The following is an 18,915-nucleotide window of genomic DNA, read 5'->3' as shown; positions in this document are numbered from 1 at the left end:
CATCCGAACCGGGCCGAGGCAAGCGCATTCCCCTCGCCCGGATTCGGCCCACGGGCACGAGCCGACGTTCCCGGTGCACCCACCGAATCGGTCGTGGCGGCAGCCGAATGCCTCAGCGGCCCAGCCAGATCGGGGTTCGCTTCTCCGCGAACGCGCGCGGCCCTTCCTGCGCGTCGGCACTGTCGTAGCACTCGACGGCGGCAGCTCTGGCGGCCCCCAGCGCGTCGGAACGGCCCATCTCGGTGGCGAGCATCACCGTATCCCGCGCCGCCCGCACCGACAGCGGTGCGCCGCGCAGGATCTCGGCAGCCAGCTCCAGCGCCGCCGCCAGGACCGCGCCCGGCTCGGCGAGGCGATTGACCAGGCCCACCTCGTAGGCCCGGCGCGCGGTGATCGGCGCGCCGGTGAGCAGCAGCTCCATCATGATCCGCTGGGGGATCATATGAATCAGCGGCGCGGCCCACGGCGAGCTGCGCCCCACCTTCACCTCGGTGATCGCGAACGTCGCCGCCGTGCTCGCCACACACAGGTCGCAAGCCTGCGCGATCATCCACCCGCCGGCGAACGCGGCGCCGTTGACCGCGGCGATCGTGGGCTTGGACAGCTCGATGGTGTCGTAGGGCAGCGGGAACATCTCCGGCGGGGGCACCCGCATCCCGGTGTCCACCATCTCCTTGAGATCGCCGCCCGCGCAGAACGCCTTGTCACCCGCACCCGTGAGCACGGCCACGCGCAGCGCGGGATCGTGCTCGAACCGGTCCCACGCGGCGTACAGACCCGCGCGCACATCGGCGGCCAGACAGTTGCGGGTTTCCGGCCGGTTCAGGGTGATCACGGCAATACCGTCGGCCCTGGCGTCGAAGAGCACGGCGTCGTTCATCAGAAACCTCGCTGCTGGATCAGGTGGGCGGCTCGGTCGAGCTCGGCCCGGAAGTCGGGATGGGCGATGGCGATCAGTCGGCGCGTGCGCTCGGCGACCGATGCGCCCGCGAGTTCGGCGGCGCCGAACTCGGTGACGATCACATCCACATCGCTGCGCGCGGTCGTCACCGGCCCGGACAGACTCGCGGTGATCCGGCTGAGGGTGCCGCCTTTCGCGGTGGCGGGTAGCGCGATCACGGCGTGCCCGCCCGGTGAGCGCAGGCCGCCACGAACGAAGTCGACTTGACCGCCGGTCCCGCCCAGATAGGCCGAACCGCTCTGTTCGGCGTTCACCTGGCCGGTCAGATCGACCTCGAGCGCGGAATTGAGCGACACCAGATTGTCCAGGGTCGACAGCACGCCCGCGTCGTGGGTGTAGGAGGTGGCGCGCATGCCGATCAGCGGGTTGCGATGGGCGAAGGAGTAGAGCCGTTCGGTGCCGATCAGCGCCCCGGTGATCGACACCCCTCGATCGATGCCCTTGCGCGCGTTGGTGATCGCGCCGGACTCGATGAGATCGACGACACCGTCGCCGATCATCCCGGAGTGCACACCGAGATCGGTGCGATCGCCCAGCAGCCGCAGGACCGCGTCCGGCACCGCTCCGACGCCGACCTGCAGCACGGCGCCGTCGCCGATGTACTGCGCGGCGTGTCGGGCGATGGCGTCGTCGGTCGGGTCGGCGGCGGTCGGCGCGACGGCGACCGGTGGCCGCGAAACCGTGACAGCACAGTCGATGTCGGCGCTCGCGAGCAGCGCGCCGTGGGTGTAGGGCACCCGCTCGTTCACCTCGGCGATCACGACCCGCGCCTTCGTGACAGCGGCCCGGACGTAGTCGCTGATCAGCCCGAGGCTGTGGTTGCCGTGCGCGTCGGCGGGGCTCACCTGGACGAAGGCGACGTCGCAGCCGAGCGTGCCCGCTGCGATCATCGGCGCGACCCGGCTCACGTGGCACGGGATCACGGTCAGTTTGTGCGCCTTGGTCATCGACCGCAACGTGCCGATCGCGCCCATGCTCGACAGCGCGAAGCTGTCGGCCGTCTCGGGGGTGAACAGTCCGGAGAAGCTGGTGGCGATGAACGCGCTGAGCCCGCCGATCTCGCGACCATCCGCGATCAACGCCTCGACGAGGGTGGTCGGCTCGCCGCACGCCTGACCGATGACGATGCGGTCGCCGTGGCGCAGGTAGCGGCCCAGATCCAGCTCTGTCGCCGCGACCGAGACGCTCACGCCCGTCCGCCCGATGCCAGCAGCGCCTGCGCGCGGGCCAGGTGCGGACGATCGAGCATGGCGCCGCGATGACCGAGGGCGCCGACGCCGGGATGGGCGGCGAACAGGTCGACGATCTCCTGGGCCGCGGCCAATTCCGCGAGCGTGGGGGTGAACGCCGCGTTGATCACCTCGACCTGGTCGGGATGGATGGCGAGCATGCCGCTGTAGCCGTCGCGACGCACCCGCTCGGCTCTGGCGCGCAGCCCGGCCAGGTCGCGGAAGTCGCCCTGGATGGTCTCCACCGCCGCCACCCCGGCGGCGGTGGCGCCGAGCAGACACAGACTTCGTGCCAGCTCGTAGGTGAATCCGTAACTCCCGTCCGGATTTCGGTTCTCGGCGGCGCCCACCGAATCGGCGAGGTCCTCGGCGCCCCAGGTCATCGCGACCACCCGGGGCGCGCCACGGTAGGAGCCGGTGGTGAACATGGCTTCGGCGGTCTCGGTCACCAACACGATGACCTTGGTGGAGCCCTGTTCGATTCCGGCGGCCACCTCCAGCGCGCTCAGATAGTGGTCGAGACGTTCGACATCGGCGCGACCGCGCGACTTGGGCAGCATGATGCCGCCGGGCCGAGCGGCGACGACGGCCGCCAGATCGGCCAGGGTGTGGGGCCCGTCGAGCGGGTTGACCCGCACCCACAGCCGGCTCGCGTCCGCGGGCCGCGCGGTGAGCAGATCGGCGATCATCGTGCGGGACTGCGCTTTCGCCGCGTCGAGGACGGCGTCCTCCAGATCGAAGATGACGATGTCGGCCGCGCTGGCCGCCGCCTTCTCCATCTTGCGCCTGCTGTCGCCCGGCGCGAAGAGCCAGGAACGCGCGCGAAACGCTTCTCCGAGACTGGTCATTGCTGCTCCGATGCTGCGGTGGTGTGATGGGTCGTTATCTCGTCGAGTACTTCCGTGGTGTGGGCGCCGAGTCCGGGCGCGCCACCGGCGACCCGACCGGGGGTACGGGAGAACCAGGTCGGCGGGCCGGGAAAGCGGACCGCGCCGTGCTCGGTCTGGACCGTCTCGAAGAAACCCGCCGTGTTCAGGTGCGGATCGTCGAAGAGTTCGTCGAGGGTGCGCACCGGGGCGGCCGGGATATCGAGCGCGCGCAGCAAATCGAGCCATTGCTGGGTCGTGCGCTCGGCGAACGTCTCGCTCAGCAGGCCGTAGACGGTGTCGATCCGGGCCGCGCGCTGGGCGAGGGTGGCGAATTCCGGTCCGGCCCACGGTGGTCGGACCGCGTCGATGAACGCCGACCACTGCTTGTCGTTGTAGACCAGCGCGCTGACATAGCCGCCGTCGCTGGTCCGGTAGGGCTTACGGTTGGGCGTGACGGCGCGGGGGTACACGGCGGGACCGAGCGGTGGGCTGAACAGCGCGCCGTTGGCGTGTTCGACCAGCATGAACGCGGCCATGGTCTCGAACATGGCGACCTCGACCTCCTGGCCCTCCCCCGTCCGCTCCCGATGGAACAGCGCCATGGTGGTGGCGTAGAGCGCCGTCAGCCCGGCCACCTTGTCGGCCAGGATGGTGCCGACGTAGCCCGCCGTTCCGGTCAACTGCTCCTGCGCGGAAAGCAGGCCGCTCTCGGCCTGGATGGTGTCGTCGTAGGCGGTGAAGTTCGCGTAGGGCCCGCGCCTGCCGTACCCGTAGCAGTTGGTGTAGACGATCGACGGATTGATCGCCGACACCGCGGCGTAGTCGAAGCCGAGTCCGGCGATCGCGGTGGCGCGCATCGAGTGGACGAACACGTCGGCGTCGGCGATCAGCGCGCGCAGCGCCTGCTTGCCTGGCTCCGAGCGCAGATCCAGGACGACGCTGCGTTTGCCCCGGTTCACATTGACGAATACCCCGCTCATCGCCGGGTCAGGGCCGACCGAGATGTAGCGGGTGTTGTCCCCGGCGGGCGGCTCGATCTTGATCACGTCCGCGCCCATGTCGGCCATGATCTGGGTGCAGTAGGGGCCCATGACCATCGCGGTCAGATCCAGGACACGCAGCTCGGACAGTGGTCCCGAGCGCGTCGTTGTTCGAGGTGCCATCACGGCTCGACCTCTCCTCCGTCACAGGGATCCGGCAGCCGAGAGATGTTGGCGGCCGGGCGGATTCGGCATCGGCGGAAGCCACATCCAGGAGCTCGCGCGTGCTCCGGGACAGCGGGACCGAGCCTATAGTATGAATCATTACAAGGATAGTGAGGGGAAGAAGTCGTGGACGACATCGACAACAGCGACCCGTCGGGCTCGCACCCACCTCGGCACGCGACCGTCGCCGGGGTATTCGACACCGCCCTGCGCGAGCGCCCGGACGCCGCCGCGGTGGAGGCGGTGTCGGGCGTCTGGACCTATGCCGAACTCGACGAACGGGCCGACCGGGCTGCGGGGGCACTGTGGTCACTGGGCGTGCGGCCCGGCGACCGGGTCGCCGCGTGCCTGCCCAACGACCTCGACATCGTCGCCGCGTTTCACGGCGCGCAGCGGATCGGCGCGATCTGGGCGGGGATCGGCGAGGCGCTCACGGCGAGTGAGCAGCGCTACCTCGACGAGCTCTGCGCTCCGATGGTCGTGCTCGCCGGGGAGCACTGCCGATTGACCGCGTCCACGTGCGTCGATTCCGATCGATGGGCCGACCGGATGGCCGCCGGGTCGGTCGCGCCGCGGGTCGAGGCCGACGTCGACGCACCCGCCGCCATCGCCTTCACCAGCGGCACGTCGGGACAGCCCAAAGCCGTAGTGCACAGCCAGCGCAACCTGCTCCTGCCCGGCGCGGCGCTCGTCGCCACGCGCGGCTGGGGCCCCGAACTGCGCAAGGGCGACAGCTTTCCGCTCACCATCCTCAACCTCATGGTCCTGTCCACCCTGCTCACCGCCCAGGCCGGTGGATGCGCGGTGGTGATGAACCGGCGCGACGTCGACGGTGTCGCCGAATGGATCGCCACGCGACGGGTCACCGTATGGAACGGCGCGCCCGCGCAGCTCTACGACCTCGCCCACCGCCCCGACCTCGATCTCAGCTCGCTCACCGAGGTATGGAGCGGCGGCGGCGACACCCCGGAATCGCTGCGGCAGGCGTTCCACGCGGCGCACGGGCTCGTGCCCCGCGTCACCTACGGCCTGACCGAGGCGCCGACCGTCGTCTCCATCGACCCGCCGCGCGCGGCCCCACGCCCCGGAACCTGCGGGCAGGTGCTGCCGCAGTACACGGTCGCGGCCTACGACGACGACGGCCACCGGCTCCCCGCGGGTGAGCTCGGTGAATTGCGCCTCGACGGCGTCACCACCGGGCCGTGGGCGCACCGGTGGCGACCGATGCTGGGTTACTGGGAGCCCGAAGGCATTCGGGCACCGGCCCCCGGCCCGATCCCGACCGGTGACATCGGGACCGTCGACGCGGACGGCTGGCTGACCGTGCTCGACCGCAAGAAGCTCGTCATCATCCGTGGTGGCGCGAACGTCTATCCGCTCGAGGTGGAACGTGTCATCGCCGCCCACCCCGGTGTCGCCAAGGTCGCGGTCTGTGGCATCGCCGACGACCGGCTCGGCCATCGCGTCGCCGCCGTGCTCGAGCGCGCCGGCGCCCCGATCGATATCGCCGAACTCACCGCGCTGTGCCGGCGCGAGCTCTCGCCGTACAAGGTGCCCGAGATCTGGTCGGTGGTCGATGCCCTGCCGGTCAACGCGATGGGCAAGGTCGAACGCACGAAACTGCCCGCGCTCGCCGCCCGGCGACCACACTCCACCGAAGCCTGAGGAAACCGCCATGACACCCGAGCGCGACACGACCGCACGGCTTTTCGACCTCGACGGACGGGTGGCGATCGTGACCGGCGCGTCGTCGGGTCTCGGCGCCGCGGTGGCGACGGCCCTGGCCGACCTGGGCGCCCGGGTGGCGGTGGTGGCCCGGCGCCGGGATCGTTTGACCGAACTCGCCGCGCGGATCGACGGCCTCGCCGTAGCGTGCGATCTGTCCGATCTCGACGGCAGCGGCGAGGGGCTCGAGGCGATCGTGCCCGCGGTCGTCGCCGCGCTGGGTCCACCGGAGATCCTGATCAACGCCGCGGGCACGATGTTCACCACCGAACGCGCCGAGGACGAACCCCTCGACGCCGTCCGTCGCACGATGGACCTCAACCTCGTCGCGCCGCTGCGGCTGTCGCAGCAGGTGTTTCCGCATATGCGCGCGCTCGGTCGCGGCACGATCGTGAACATCTCCTCGATCAGCGGGCGGGTCGGCATCCCTGGCATCCCGCAGGCGTCCTACGCCGCGAGCAAGGCCGGGTTGTCCGGGCTCACCGCCGAACTCGCGGTGCAGTGGGCGCGGCATTCGATCCGGGTGAACACGGTCGCGCCGGGCTTCTTCCGCAGCGAGATCACCGGGCCGCTCTACGAGAGCGAGCGCGCCACGGAGTATCTGCGGCGCAATACGCCACTGCCGAAGGAGGGCACCGCGCAGGACATCGTCGGGGCCGTGCTCTGGCTGGCGGGCGACGCGGGCAGCTACGTCACCGGCCAGACGATCGTGGTCGACGGCGGCTGGACCACCCGCTGACGCATTGAACAGTCAAGCATTGCTATCCTTAATAGGATTGACGTAATGTGCTCGCCATGGACGACACGACGACGGCGAAGTTCTCCGCGGTACTGATCGAAAAAGACGATGCGGGACGAAGAGTCGCGCTGACCAGCGTGGCCGAGTCCGCGCTCCCGGACGGCACCGTCGACATCGACGTCGAGTACTCGACGCTGAATTACAAGGACGCCCTGGCGATCACCGGTGCCTCCCCCGTGGTGCGCAGCTTTCCGATGGTGCCCGGCATCGACCTCGCCGGCATCGTCACCGACAGCGCGCACCCGGACTGGGCCAAGGGCGACCGCGTGGTACTCAACGGCTGGGGTGTCGGGGAGACCCACTGGGGTGGCCTCGCCCAGCGCGCCCGGCTCGACGGCGACTGGCTCGTGCCACTGCCCGAGGCGTTCACCGCCCGGCAGGCGATGGCCATCGGCACCGCGGGCTACACCGCGAGTCTGTGCGTGAGCGCGTTGCTCGACCACGGCGTGCGACCCGAGCAGGGCGAGGTCCTGGTCACCGGCGCGACCGGCGGAGTCGGTGGCATCGCGATCGCCCTACTCACCGCGGCCGGCTTCACCGTGGCCGCCGCGACCGGAAAGACCGACGAGGCCGACTACCTGCGCCGGCTCGGTGCGGCCACGGTGCTCGACCGCGCCGAACTGGGTGCGGGCGGCAAGCCGTTGCAGAAGGAACGCTGGGCGGGCGTCGTCGACTCGGTCGGCAGTCACACCCTGGCCAATGCCTGCGCCCAGACCCGCTACGGCGGCGCGGTCGCCGCGTGCGGGTTGGCCCAGGGCATGGATTTCCCGTCCTCGGTCGCGCCGTTCATTCTGCGCGGGGTGACCCTCTACGGCATCGACAGCGTCATGGCGCCGCGCTCGCGACGCGACGCCGCCTGGTCCCGGCTCGCCCGCGACCTCGCCGCCGACACCATCGAGGCGATCGTCGAGGAGATCACGCTGGCCGACACCATCGCCGCCGCCGAACGGCTCATCGCGGGCACGGTGCGCGGTCGCATCGTCGTCGACGTCAATCGATAATTCAGGAGCAGCTGTGAGCACGAAGCCGGACCGACCCGCGACCGCCCAACTCGATCTGTCCGATGTCGACCATCGGGTCGGTCAGCCGATCGGCGGCGGCCAACTGTGGGACCCGTGCAGTACCTCCGACATTCGCCGCTGGGTGATGGCGATGGACTACCCCAATCCCGTGCACTGGGATCACGAGTTCGCCAAGGAATCCCGCTTCGGCGGACTCGTCGCCCCGCAGTCGATCGCCGTGGCGTTGGACTACGGGCACGGTGCGGCGCCCGCCTGCGTCGGCCACATTCCCGGCAGCCACCTGATCTTCGGCGGCGAGGAATGGTGGTTCTACGGCTGCCCGGTGCGGCCCGGCGACACCCTGTTCCAGCAGCGCCGCTTCCACGACTACAAGGTCGCTGACACGAAATTCGCCGGACCGACCATGTTCTCGCGCGGCGACACCACCCACACCAACCAGCACGGCGTCCTGGTGGCGCGCGAACGGTCCACCGCGATCCGCTATCTCGCCGCCGAGGCCGCCGAACGCGGGCTCTACGAGAACCAGTTCGGCGCGGTGAAGAGCTGGACCCCGGCCGAACTCGGCGCGGTCGACGCGCTGCGCAACGACTGGCTGCTGTCCAACCGCCACGGAATCTCGCCTCACTTCGACGAGGTGAAGGTCGGCGACACCCTGCCGCGCCGCGTGATCGGACCGCACACGGTCGCCAGCTTCACCACCGAGTACCGGGCGTTCCTGTTCAACATCTGGGGCACCTTCGGCTGGGTCGCCCCGCCGGGCATCGCCGACCCGTGGGTGTATCAGGACCCGGGCTGGGTGGAGGGTTTCGCCTTCGACGAGGAGGGGGCCAAGATCGACCCGCGCAAGCGGGACGGACTCTACGTCGGCCCGTCGCGCGGTCACATCGACGCCGACAAGGCCAGCGAGGTCGGGATGGCGCGCGCCTACGGCTACGGCGCCACCATGGGCGCCTGGTGCACCGACTACCTCGCCTACTGGGCCGGTTACGACGGCATGGTCCGCCACTCCAAGGCGAACTTCCGGCTGCCCGCCTTCGAGGGCGATGTGACCTACTTCGACGCCGAGGTGATCGGCAAGGACGCGGAGTCGGCCTGGGGCGTGCCGATCGTGCAGATCAAGCTGCGCCTGACCAATCAGGACTTCGGTGTGCTGGTGGACTGCACCGCCGAGGTCGAGCTGCCGTTCTAGCGGCGCCGAGACGAATCCGCGAGAGAGGCCGATGATGGGCGTGGAGTCCGAAACCGTATCCGCACAGGCTGTTTCGCTCGTGACGGGACCCGACCTGAGCAGCGAGCCCGGCCTCGGGCCGCTCACGCTGCCCGGGTTCCTGCGCACGGTGACCCAGAAGTACGGCGATCGCGAGGTCGTGATCGCCACATCCGCACAGGGCGAGATCCGGTGGACCTACACCGAGCTGTGGGAGCGCGCCGTCGAGGTCGCCACGGCGCTGCGCGCCACCGGCCTCGGCAAGGACGGCCGGGTCGGGGTGCTGATGACCAACCGGCCCGAATGGATCGCGGCGATGTTCGGCGCCGCGCTCGCGGGCGGGGTCGCCGTGGCCCTGAGCACCTTCTCCACCCGCGCCGAACTGGAATTCCTGCTGCGCGAGTCCAGCGTCTCGGTGCTGCTGTTCGAGCGGACCGTGGCGGGCAAGGACTTCGCGGCGATCCTGACCGAGCTCGAGCCCCGCATCGCCACAGCCGAGCCCGCCGCGCTGGACTCGACCGAATTCCCCTTCCTGCGCAGGCTCGCGATGATCGGCGAGCCGACACCGAGCACCGCGATCCAGACCTGGACCGACTTCCTCGCCGAAGGCCACGGCACCCCCCGCGCGCTGGTCGAGGCCACCGCCGCAGCGGTGCGGCCCAGCGACGCGGCGGTGCTGTTCTTCTCCTCCGGCTCGACCAGCACGCCCAAGGGCATCCTCAGCGCGCACGCCGGGGTGACCATCCAGATGTGGCGCTTCCAGCGCATGTTCGCCTTCACCCCCGCCGACAATGTGCGGTGCTGGGCGGCCAACGGGTTCTTCTGGTCGGGCAATTTCGGTCAGGCGCTGGGATCGACGCTCGCGGCGGGCGGGGTCCTCGTGCTCCAGCCGACCTTCGACGCCGCCGAGGCACTGGATCTGATGGCGGCGCAGCGGGTGAACTTCCCGGTCGCCTGGCCGCACCAGTGGGCCCAGCTCGAAGCCGCCCCCAACTGGGCCACCGTCGATCTGAGCAGCATGCGGTTCGTGGACTACGACACCCCCATCGCCCAACATCCCACCGTCTCGACCAGATGGTACGAGCCCGGCCACGCCTACGGCTGCACCGAAACCTTCACGATCGCCACGTGTTTCCCCGCCGACACCCCGCCCGAGGTGCACGCGGGCAGCAGCGGCCTTGCCCTGCCCGGCATGACGATCAAGATCGCCGACGCGCTCACCGGCGAGATCGTCGCGCGGGGTGCCCGCGGGGAGATCTGTGTGAAGGGCCCCACCCTGATGCTCGGCTATCTCGGGGTCCGGCGCGAGGACACCTTCGACCCCGACGGGTACTTCCACACCGGCGACGGCGGCTACCTCGACGACACGGGCCGGCTCTACTGGGAGGGCAGGCTCACCGACATCATCAAGACCGGCGGGGCGAACGTCTCACCGCTCGAGGTCGACGCGGCCCTGAACAACCATCCCGGCGTGAAGGTCACCCGCACGGTCGGCGTCGCGCATCCGACCCTCGGCGAGGTGGTCGTCGCGTGCATCGTGCCGCACGCCGGGGCGGAGCCCGCGGCCGAGGAGATCCGCGCCTTCCTCAAGGCGCAGCTCGCCAGCTACAAGGTGCCGCGCCACGTGCTGTTCTTCGACGACGCCGATATCGCGCTCACCGGCAGCGCCAAGATCAAGTCCAGCGATCTGCGCGAACTGGCCGAGGCCCGGCTGCGGGGGTAGCCGGGCCGGTTCCGTTCAGGCGCCCGCCCGATGCGGCGCCTGAACGGAATACCGCCGGGCCAGCGCGGCGCGATGTCGCGCAGGCGAACCGAACAGCGAACGGTTGAGCACGGCCCGCTTGAGATAGACGTGGATGCCGCTCTCCCAGGTGTAGCCCATCCCCCCGTGCAACTGCATCGCCTTACCCGCGATGTCGACCGCCGCCGCGCACGCATAGGACTTGGCCATCGACGCCGAGGTCGACGCGTCGGCGGCTTCACGCGCCTGGTCGCGCACCGCGGCCTCGACCAGTTTGCCCGCGACCCGCACCCGCACGAGCATGTCGGCGCATGCGTGTTTGACGGCCTGGAACGAGCCGATCGGTCGGCCGAACTGTTCGCGCGTACCGACATGGGCGACGGTTGCGTCGAGCATGGCCCGGCTCAGGCCGAGACTGTCACAGGCCACCGCGACGGCGGCCCGGTCACGCAGCTGATCGAGCACCCGGACGGCATCGTCATCGACGAAGGGCCACAACGACTCCGGGGCCACCGCCACCCCGTCGGCGACGACGCTGCCGAACCGGCGGGTAGCGTCGAGCACCGGCTGTTCGGCGATGAGCAGCCCCCGCGCGCGGGGATCGACCTCGACGAGCACCCCTCGGGCCGCCCGATCGAGTGCGGGGACGAGCAAATGTCCGGCAGCCGGTGCGTCGAGGACGAAATCGGCCGTGCCGTGCAGCAGCGGCCCCCGCGTCGACGGCTCGATCCGGAACCGCGTCGGTCCCGTCGCCTCACCCGCGAGCACGAGGATCGGGACGGCCGCGCCCACAGCGGTCTCGCGCAGGAGCTGGTCGCGCCGCGGCGTCGCGACGACGCGCGTGAGCGCGCCGACGCCGAGCGCCGCGACCGCCGGATACGCGCCGCTCGCGGCGGCCCTGCCGATCTCGGCGAGGACCACCGCGACCTCGGCGAAGGTGGCCTCGGCGCCGTCGAAGGCGGCGGGGATCTCGAGGCCGGGCCAGCCCGCGTCCGCGATCGCCGTCCAGTCGGGCGCGGCGGCGGATCGGCGCAGCAGCTCGCGCGCCACCTCGGCCACCTCGTCGTGTAGGTCGGCGAGGTCGTGCTCGTCGGAGGTCATCATTTTCCCCTGGGTTCTCGAGGCAGGCCGAGGCCGCGCTCACCGATGATGGTGCGCTGGATCTCGCTGGCGCCGCCCGGAATCGTCCATTCCCACGAGCCGAGGAAGTCCAGCATCCAGGCGCCGGACTCCCAGCCGCTCGACAGTGGTTTGCGCAGCTCGGTGTGGGTGGCCAGCCCGGCCATCTCGGTGCCGAAGTCGGTCATCCGTTGCAGCAGTTCGCTGTAGAACAGTTTCACGATCGAGGCGTCGGCCGGGCCTGGCCGATCCTCGGCGCCCGCGATATCGGCGCACAGCGCGCGCAGCCCGGTGAGCTCGATCTCCAGTTCGGCGAGACGGTCGGCGACCAGCGGATCGTCGAGCGGACAGCTCTCGACCAGGCGGCGGAAACCGTTGTTGCCCAGCCGTTCGGCCAGTTCGAGCATGGTCATGCCGCGTTCGGCGCCGAGGGTGCGCTGGGCCACCTGCCAGCCTTCGTTCTCCGCGCCGACCAGCCGATCGGCGGGGATCACCACCTCGTCGAGGAAGATCTCACAGAAGTGCGACTCCCCTGTCGCCTGCCGGATGGGCCGCACCTCGACGCCGGGGGCGCGCATGTCCAGCAGGAAGTACGAGATGCCGTGGCGCGCGGGCGCGTCGGGGTCGGTGCGGGCGAGCAGCAGACACCAGTCCGCGTGCCGCGCGCCGCTGGCCCACAGCTTCTGTCCGGAGACGACATAGCCGTCGCCGTCGCGGCGGGCGGTGGTCGCGAGTGCCGCGAGGTCCGAGCCCGCGCCCGGCTCGGAGAAGCCCTGGCACCAGATCTCGCCGTCGAGGATCGCCGGCAGATGGCGGCGGCGTTGCTCGTCGGTGCCCGCGGCGAGCAGGGTGGCGGCGGCGTGGTGGATCGAGACGAAGGCCAGGACCAGTCGGGGCGCGTCGTGGGCGGCGAGCTCCTGATAGAGCACCACCTGCTCGGCCGTCGACATGCCGCCGCCGTATTCCTTCGGCCAGTGCGGGACCGCGAACCCGGCCTCGCGCAACGTCTGGAACCAGGACTGCTGGAAATCGACGAACTCGCGCTCGGAGACTCCTGTCTGCGCCTGTCGCCAGTCGGCGGGAATCCGCGTCCGGCACCACTGCCTGACCTCGGCGCGGAAGTCGTCGATGGTGCGCGCGGTCGAGGTCATCGGGGGCGCGCGTTCTCGTGCAGGGCCAGCAGCCGATCGCGGTGCGCGGCGGACTGCATGGTGGCGACCTCGGCCGCGAAACCGGCCTGCATCGGACCGCCGAGCGCTTGGGACAGATACATGTTCACGATCCGCTTGGTGCCGCGCACGGCCTCGGGCGGCAGCGCGGCCAGCCGGTGCGCCAACGTCCGTGCCTCGTCGAGCAGGGCGTCGGGGGCGACGCTGCGGGTGGCGAGCCCGAGTTCCACGGCGGTGGCCGCCGAGATCCGGTCACCGGTGAACAGGAATTCGCGCGAGCGCAGGATCGGGGTGAGCAGCGGCCAGAACGCCGCCCCACCGTCCCCGGCGATCAGCCCGACCGCGACGTGCGGATCGGCCAGATGCGCCCGCTCGGAGATCAGCGCCACATCGCAGAGCACCGCGAGGCTGGCCCCGAGCCCCACGGCGGGGCCGTTGACCGCCGCGATCACCGGCAGCGGGAAACGCAGCATCTCCTCGATGATCTGCGCGCCCTCCCGGATGCTCTCGTCGCGGCCGACGGGGTCGTCGAGGAAGGAGGTGATCCAGCCCAGATCGCCGCCCGCGCTGAACGCGCGACCCGCCCCGGTGAGGATCACCACCGAGGCTTCGCGGTCGGCGGCCAACTGCCGCCACACGTTCGCCAGCGCCCAGTGCAGCGCCTTGTTCACCGCGTTGAGCTCGTCGGGCCGGTTGATCACCACCGTGCGGATCGGGCCGTCGCATTCGACGATCAGTTCGTCGGGCAAGTCGTATTTCACCGCGCCACCTCCGGGCGGTCGTCGGCATGGCCCACGCCGAACAGCCCGGTCAGCCCGGTGCGGCCGAGGCGGTCGGTGAGGACCTCGCTGGTCGCGGACAGGCCCAACGGCAGCCGCCGCAGCGGCAGGCTGTAGCGCGAGAGCCACGACAGCGGCGACTCGTCGCAGAAGCCGATGGCACCGTGCAACTGGTGCGCGACCCGGAAGACGATCTCGGCGGCCTCGATCGCGGCCGAGCGCAGCGCGAGCGCGTCGTCGAGCGCCTCGGGCCGCCCGGCCTGGATGCTCCACAGCGCGTACTTGGCCAGCATGTCGACGCCGCTACGCTCCACCTCGGCGTCGGTGAACTGGAACTGCACGCCCTGCAACTGGGCCAGTGGCTTGCCGAACTGCTCGCGCAGCAGCACGTGGGCGCGGGTGAGGTCCAGGGCGCGGTCCAGCATGCCGAGCAGCGTCCAGCACGGCAGCACCAACCCCAACGCCACATCGGCGGCGCCGTCGTCGTCGAGGTGGCGCAGCGCGAGCGAGGTGACGAACGCCGAGGTGCGGGGCGCGTGCGCGGGCCCGACCTCGACGGCGGCGCGTCGACCGCTGATCGTGACCGCCGCCCAGCGCAGCGCGAGGTCGGCGACGGGCGCGGCCGGGTTGGTCTCGGCGACGACGAGCAGTCCGTCGACCGCGAGATCGGTGGGCCGGGCCAGCCGTTCGGCCAGCGGATAGGGCAGCGCCCAGTAACCCGCGCTGCGGCACAGGGCCGCCGCCGCCTCCAGCTCGTCGGCGTCGCCGCGCGGATCCAGATCCCACGCGCCCAACCGCTCGAGCACCGGCGCGAACACGCTCTCGCGCCGCGCGGGTTCGCGTTCGCCGAGCTGGACCAGTTCGTCACCGCCCGCCGCCGCCAGCGCCAGCGATGCCTGTCGGCCGAATTCGAGCGCGTCCGCGCTCAGCTCGATGTTCACGACGCCGCCAGCAGCGCGCGGGCCAGCAGAATCCGCTGCATCTCGATACTGCCCGAGGCGACGGTGGCGGCCTGGGAGTAGCGCCAGTGTTCCTCGGCCTCGCGCCGGAACCGATGTGGCCCGTCGGCGCCGGCCGGGTCGAGGTGGGCGGCGAGTTCCACGAGTACCTCCGCGCTGTCCTGGTCGAGGGTGGTGACCGCGATGCGGTAGGCGGCGGCGTCGCTGGGTCGTACCTGGCCCAGGCGTTGCAGCGACAGCACCCGGTAGGCCAGTAATCGCGCGCGGCGGCAGTGGGTCAGCATGCGGGCCCAGCGGCCACGCAGTTCGGCGGGCAGCGCGTCCCAGCGCTCGCCCAGCGCCGACGGCGCGGCGAGCAGCAGCCGTTCGCAGCGGGCGTAGCGGGCGATGCCGACCCGTTCGAAGGCCAACACCTCCTGCACCACCTTCCAGCCCTCGTCGACCGGGCCGAGTACATCGGCTTCGGTCACCCGCAGGTCGTCGAAGAAGACCTCGTTGAGGTGGTGCGGGCCGATCATGGAACGGATCGGGCGCACCTCGATGGCCGGGTTGGACATCGGGACGAGGAAGATCGTCAGCCCGGACTGTTTGCGTTCGCCGGTCGAGGTGCGGGCGAGCAGGAAACACCACTGGGCCATCGCGGCGTAGGAGGTCCATACCTTCTGTCCGGTGATCCGCCAGCCGTCGCCGTCGCGGCGTGCCGCGGTGCGCAATGACGCCAAGTCCGAGCCCGAGTCCGGTTCGCTGAAACCCTGGCACCAGATCACCTCCCCCCGCGCGATCGGCGGTAGATGGGTCCGCTGCTGGGCCTCGGTGCCGTGGCGCATGATGGTGGGCCCCACCCAGTTCACGCCCATGTATTGCGCACCGCGCGGTTCGTGGTGGGCCCACATCTCCTCGCGCACCACGGTCTGTTCCCAGATGGAGGCGTCGCGGCCGCCGAACTCGGCGGGCCAGGCCAGGCAGAGCAGGCCGCGTTCGGCCAGCAGGCGGGAGAACCGCTGGGCGGCCTCGAAATCGGCCGGGTCGTCGGTGAAGGCCCCCAGAAAATCAGCCGGGACGTGCTCGTCCACCAGACGACGCAGCTCCCCCCGCAGGTCCGCGGCGGCCGTTCCCATCGTGAAATCCATGATCGGACTGTAGTTAATCCTCATAAGGATAGCAATATTTGACATAATAAGGATAGCAATACTTGAATGGTTGACCCGCGATCAATTACACTCCCGCCATGGATGATCGGCGGGTTCGTTGACCACCCCGAGACGGGGCCGAGTTCCGCAGCGTCGCATCGCGGAGACCGTCGCGGCCGAACTGCGCGACCACATCCTCTCCGACGACAACTACCGCCTCCCCACCCAGGATCAGCTGGTCAAGGACTTCGGCGTCAGCTATCCCTCCATCCGGGAAGCGCTGCGCATCCTCGAGACCGAGGGCCTGGTCACGGTCCGGCGCGGCAACGTCGGCGGCGCCGAGGTACACCGGCCCGACGAGGTCTCCGCGGCCTATCACCTCGGGCTCGCCCTGCAGGGTGCGCGCGTAACGCTGGGCGATCTCGCGTCCGGACTCCAGGCGCTCGAGCCGATGTGCGCCGCCGCGTGCGCCCGGCGCGAAGACCGCGCCGAGGTGGTCGTCCCAGCCCTCGAGGCCGCCGTCGACGACTCGGCCACCAAGGTCGGCGACGGCGTGGCCTTCACTCAATCCGCCCGCGAGTTCCACGATCTCGTCGTCTCGTTCACCCCGAACGTGACCATTCGCTACGTCGTCAGCACGCTCGTAGCCCTGTGGTCGGCACAGGAGCAAGCCTGGGCGGAAGCGACGACCCGGCGCGGCGAGTACCCGTCCGAGGCCGACGCACGCGACGCCGTGCGCTTCCATCGCCGGCTCGTCGAGCAGATCGCCGCGGGTGAGGCCGAGGAGGCCGAGCGGTTGGCACGCGCGCACCTGGCGGCGACCCAGTCCGTGGTGCTCGAGCGATTCGACGGCGGTGTCGTCAACGCGTCGTCGGCCATGTCGCGCCAGTCGATCCAGTCCGGCCACCGCGCTCGCCTCTAGCCGAGTCCGGCCGAACCCCCCGGACTTCGCGCGGCTCTCCGCATCCTGACCGCACCACGCCGATAGTCGAATCACGGCGGGGCACAACAATATTCAGTCGCCGCGTGCCGTAGCCCCCCGCTATGCGCCAACCTGCAGTACGCCACCGCGTTCACCCCCGCTGACGGAGCCGAATCGCGCGACCCACCCCGTGCGACCCAGCGCGAGGCTTCTTCGTGCGCGGATCACCACGCGATTCCCCACAAAACCGCACGTCATCAGCGGTAGAGTTTGCCTTGCCTCAGAAGAGATTGCAATTCTCACTCTTCGCGCATGCTAGCTAATCCTTACAAGGATAACAATACTTGCAATGCTCACCGCTTGCTGGCAGGCTCCGAGCCACCGATGAAGTGGTCCGCATCACCCTCCGGCGATCCGCAGGACTGCGACGCCACCCCATCGCGGACCCCGACGCACTCACCCGGAGGAGGCCCCACCTTGATACAAGGGGCGCGCTACATCAGCACCACAGCAACGAGCCTCGCCGAAGGGTGGAGCCTGGAACGCCTCACGCCGCCGAGCCGGCTCTTCGGCGCCAACGGCCTGCGCACCGGCCCCGACGGCCGCATCTACGTCGCCCAGGTGACCGGCAGCCAGATCAGCGCCCTCGACGTCGCCACCGGCGGACTCGAGACGATCAGCGCCAAGGGCGGCGACATCATCGCCCCCGACGACCTGGCCTTCGACGACCACGGCAACCTGTTCGCCACCGAGGTGATGGACGGGCGGGTCAGCATGCGCGGCGCCGACGGCCAGACCAGGGTGTTGCGCGACGATCTGCCGAGCGCGAACGGCATCACCGTGCACCAGAACCGGTTGTTCGTCAACGAATGTCGCGTCGGCGGACGGCTGATGGAGCTGTTCACCGACGGCAGCGAGCCCCGCGTCCTGGCGGAGAACCTGGCCATGCCCAACGCCATGGAGGTCGGTCCCGACGGGCTCCTCTACTACCCGGTGATGGGCACCAACGACATCTGGCGGATCGACCCGCGCGGCGGCGAACCCGAACGCGTCGTCGGCGATCTCGGCGTGCCCGACTCGGTGAAGTTCGACGCGGCGGGCAACATCGTCTCCACCCAGGTGAGCACCGGCGAGGTCCTGCGCATCGATCCCCGAACCGGACAGCGCACCGTCCTGGCCACCCTGAACCCCGGCCTGGACAACTGCACGTTCGTCGACGGCCGGCTCTTCGTCTCCAACTTCACCGGCGAGATCACCGAGATCCTCGACGGCGGCGAGACCAAGACGACCCTGCCCGGCGGCCTGAACTGGCCGCTGGACCTCACCGTCGGCAGCGACGGCGAACTCTACGTCGCCGACGGCACCTACTTCTACGTGCTGCGCCGGGGACAGGCCCCGGAAACGGTCGGCATGCTGTTCAGCCCCGGCTATCCGGGCTTCATCCGGGGCGTCACCGCCGTCGGCGCGGGGGAATTCGTGGTCACCACCTCGGGCGGACAGATCACGCGGTGGCGGCCGGCAAGTCAGGAGAGCGAGGTGCTGGCCGACGAACTCGACCAGCTCTACGGCGTGGCGCTCGGACCCAACGGCGACATCGTCGCCACGGAGTTCGGCCGTGGCCGGGTGCTGGCCGTGCGGTCCGGCGGCCGGGTCGAGGAACTGGCCTCGGGCCTGAACCAGCCGATCGGCGTCGCGTTCACCACCGGCGGGACCTGCCTGGTCGCCGAAGCCGGCGCGGGCCGCATCGTCTCGGTGAGCAGCGCCGGGGTCGACACGGTGGTCGACGCGCTCGAGCAGCCCCAGGGCATCCTGGTGCGCGGCGACACGCTCTACATCGTCGATGTCGGCAGCAAGTCGCTGATCAGCGTCGATCTCGCGACCAAGGTCCGGACCACCCTGGCCAAGAACCTGCCGGTCGGGGCACCGCCCGGAGTCACCCCCAAGCCGCTGCGTGGGCTGCCGCCGTTCTCCGGTCCGCAGGGCCCCTTCGCCGGGATCACCGCCGGACCCGACGGGACCCTGTACCTGTCGGCCGACGCCGAGGGCAGCGTGCTCGCGCTGCGCGCCACGGCATGAACC

The 18,915-nt window shown here is 70.4% G+C and carries 16 protein-coding genes; 7 read left to right on the top strand and 9 right to left on the bottom strand.

Annotated features, from left to right (window positions below):
* Positions 1–112 precede the first annotated feature (112 nt).
* Genes NA12_RS01130 through NA12_RS01115 form a run of 4 tightly spaced genes read right to left on the bottom strand, consistent with a single transcriptional unit; the run spans position 113 to position 4,222 of the window.
* Complete coding sequence (locus tag NA12_RS01130) at positions 113–880, bottom strand: enoyl-CoA hydratase-related protein (protein WP_067444890.1); 768 nt, start codon at positions 878–880, stop codon at positions 113–115.
* Positions 880–2,151 (bottom strand): acetyl-CoA hydrolase/transferase family protein, encoded by a 1,272-nt coding sequence (locus NA12_RS01125; RefSeq protein ID WP_084472256.1) that lies wholly within the window; start codon positions 2,149–2,151, stop codon positions 880–882. The genes NA12_RS01130 and NA12_RS01125 overlap by 1 nt, the downstream gene beginning before the upstream one ends.
* Positions 2,148–3,038 (bottom strand): HpcH/HpaI aldolase/citrate lyase family protein, encoded by an 891-nt coding sequence (locus NA12_RS01120; RefSeq protein ID WP_067444887.1) that lies wholly within the window; start codon positions 3,036–3,038, stop codon positions 2,148–2,150. Before NA12_RS01120 ends, NA12_RS01125 begins: the two co-directional genes overlap by 4 nt.
* Complete coding sequence (locus tag NA12_RS01115) at positions 3,035–4,222, bottom strand: CaiB/BaiF CoA transferase family protein (protein ID WP_067444884.1); 1,188 nt, start codon at positions 4,220–4,222, stop codon at positions 3,035–3,037. Before NA12_RS01115 ends, NA12_RS01120 begins: the two co-directional genes overlap by 4 nt.
* 168 nt (positions 4,223–4,390) lie before the next feature.
* On the opposite strand from NA12_RS01115, the gene NA12_RS01110 reads away from it, so the two are divergent.
* From NA12_RS01110 to NA12_RS01090, 5 genes are all read left to right on the top strand, one after another.
* Positions 4,391–5,929, top strand: a complete 1,539-nt coding sequence (locus NA12_RS01110; protein WP_207905589.1) for a class I adenylate-forming enzyme family protein — start codon at positions 4,391–4,393, stop codon at positions 5,927–5,929.
* Positions 5,930–5,939: 10 nt separating this feature from the next.
* The gene (locus NA12_RS01105) at positions 5,940–6,728 is read left to right on the top strand and encodes an SDR family NAD(P)-dependent oxidoreductase (RefSeq protein ID WP_067444881.1); all 789 of its coding nucleotides are present in this window, start codon (positions 5,940–5,942) and stop codon (positions 6,726–6,728) included.
* A gap of 56 nt (positions 6,729–6,784) precedes the next feature.
* Positions 6,785–7,789: an acrylyl-CoA reductase (NADPH) gene (gene acuI, locus NA12_RS01100; RefSeq protein WP_067444879.1), complete on the top strand. Its 1,005-nt coding sequence runs from the start codon at positions 6,785–6,787 to the stop codon at positions 7,787–7,789.
* A 13-nt stretch (positions 7,790–7,802) separates the two neighbouring features.
* Positions 7,803–8,999 carry a MaoC family dehydratase gene (locus tag NA12_RS01095; protein ID WP_067444876.1) on the top strand — a complete coding sequence of 399 codons (1,197 nt, stop codon included), beginning with the start codon at positions 7,803–7,805 and terminating at the stop codon, positions 8,997–8,999.
* A gap of 79 nt (positions 9,000–9,078) precedes the next feature.
* Complete coding sequence (locus NA12_RS01090; protein ID WP_207905588.1) at positions 9,079–10,740, top strand: class I adenylate-forming enzyme family protein; 1,662 nt, start codon at positions 9,079–9,081, stop codon at positions 10,738–10,740.
* Positions 10,741–10,755: 15 nt separating this feature from the next.
* Here NA12_RS01090 and NA12_RS01085 read toward each other — a convergent pair whose 3' ends face one another.
* The 5 genes from NA12_RS01085 to NA12_RS01065 are packed head-to-tail and all read right to left on the bottom strand — an operon-like array spanning position 10,756 to position 15,914.
* Positions 10,756–11,862 (bottom strand): acyl-CoA dehydrogenase family protein, encoded by a 1,107-nt coding sequence (locus tag NA12_RS01085; RefSeq protein WP_067444871.1) that lies wholly within the window; start codon positions 11,860–11,862, stop codon positions 10,756–10,758.
* The gene (locus NA12_RS01080) at positions 11,859–13,028 is read right to left on the bottom strand and encodes an acyl-CoA dehydrogenase family protein (RefSeq protein WP_067444868.1); all 1,170 of its coding nucleotides are present in this window, start codon (positions 13,026–13,028) and stop codon (positions 11,859–11,861) included. Before NA12_RS01080 ends, NA12_RS01085 begins: the two co-directional genes overlap by 4 nt.
* Positions 13,025–13,807, bottom strand: coding sequence for an enoyl-CoA hydratase/isomerase family protein (locus NA12_RS01075; RefSeq protein WP_067444867.1), 783 nt, complete (start codon positions 13,805–13,807; stop codon positions 13,025–13,027). The genes NA12_RS01080 and NA12_RS01075 overlap by 4 nt, the downstream gene beginning before the upstream one ends.
* The gene (locus tag NA12_RS01070; RefSeq protein ID WP_067444866.1) at positions 13,804–14,766 is read right to left on the bottom strand and encodes an acyl-CoA dehydrogenase family protein; all 963 of its coding nucleotides are present in this window, start codon (positions 14,764–14,766) and stop codon (positions 13,804–13,806) included. The genes NA12_RS01075 and NA12_RS01070 overlap by 4 nt, the downstream gene beginning before the upstream one ends.
* Positions 14,763–15,914, bottom strand: coding sequence for an acyl-CoA dehydrogenase family protein (locus tag NA12_RS01065; RefSeq protein ID WP_067444865.1), 1,152 nt, complete (start codon positions 15,912–15,914; stop codon positions 14,763–14,765). Before NA12_RS01065 ends, NA12_RS01070 begins: the two co-directional genes overlap by 4 nt.
* 118 nt (positions 15,915–16,032) lie before the next feature.
* Between NA12_RS01065 and NA12_RS01060 the strand changes: the two genes are divergently transcribed.
* Complete coding sequence (locus NA12_RS01060; RefSeq protein WP_067444864.1) at positions 16,033–16,836, top strand: FadR/GntR family transcriptional regulator; 804 nt, start codon at positions 16,033–16,035, stop codon at positions 16,834–16,836.
* Between the two features lie 477 nt (positions 16,837–17,313).
* The gene (locus tag NA12_RS01055; protein WP_067444863.1) at positions 17,314–18,912 is read left to right on the top strand and encodes an SMP-30/gluconolactonase/LRE family protein; all 1,599 of its coding nucleotides are present in this window, start codon (positions 17,314–17,316) and stop codon (positions 18,910–18,912) included.
* The last annotated feature ends 3 nt before the right edge of the window (positions 18,913–18,915 follow it).

This window comes from Nocardia alba NBRC 108234 (assembly GCF_001612665.1).
Lineage (GTDB): Bacteria > Actinomycetota > Actinomycetes > Mycobacteriales > Mycobacteriaceae > Nocardia > Nocardia alba.
The sequence above is the reverse complement of the archived record's forward strand: the minus strand, read 5'-3'. Positions and strand labels throughout refer to the sequence as shown.